General features: G+C 69.0%; 1 protein-coding gene. It reads left to right on the top strand.

Annotated features, from left to right (window positions below; translation table 11 throughout):
- A partial coding sequence (locus C471_RS08415) for a DNA N-6-adenine-methyltransferase (RefSeq protein ID WP_004048165.1) occupies positions 1 to 511 on the top strand: 511 nt, incomplete at its 5' end.
- Between the last annotated feature and the right edge of the window lie 99 nt (positions 512 to 610).

Raw genomic sequence — 610 nt, 5'->3', positions numbered from 1 at the left:
CCGGATCGGGCGCCCGCTCTCGTGGGCCGTCGACGGCTTCGACCTCGACCCGGCGAGCGGGGCCGAGCCGGTGCCGATCGCCGACCAGCGATACACCGAGGCGGACGACGGGCTGGCGCAGCCGTGGCACGGCGACGTGTTCCTGAACCCGCCGTGGACCAGCGAAGACAGCGACGGGACGCCGAAAAGGCGGTGGCTCCGGAAGGCGCGGAACGAGGCCCAACGCGACGCGGTCGACACCATGATCGTGCTTCTCCCCGCCGCGACGGAAGCCGGCTGGTTCCGTGATCACATGTGGGGCGCACCGGCATTGTGCTTCGTCGGTCCCGGACGGATCCCGTTCATCGGCGAAGACCGCAACCCGTCGTTCCCACTCGCGATCGCTGCGTTCGGCGACGTACCGGCCGCGCTTCTCGACGTGCTGGATAGCTTCGGCGTCGTCGTGACGCCCGGCAACGTGTACGATCCACACCCGCAGACAACGCTTCACGAGGCTACCAATGAGCACTGACGACACCGCCGCCCCGACGACCGCCGACGGAACGAGCATGGCGTTCGTCGCCAACAAGAAGAAGGACTCGTGGCGGACGCCGCCCGCACTCTACGAGCC

Source organism: Halorubrum saccharovorum DSM 1137, from assembly GCF_000337915.1.
Taxonomy (GTDB): Archaea; Halobacteriota; Halobacteria; order Halobacteriales; family Haloferacaceae; genus Halorubrum; species Halorubrum saccharovorum.
The sequence above is the reverse complement of the archived record's forward strand: the minus strand, read 5'-3'. Positions and strand labels throughout refer to the sequence as shown.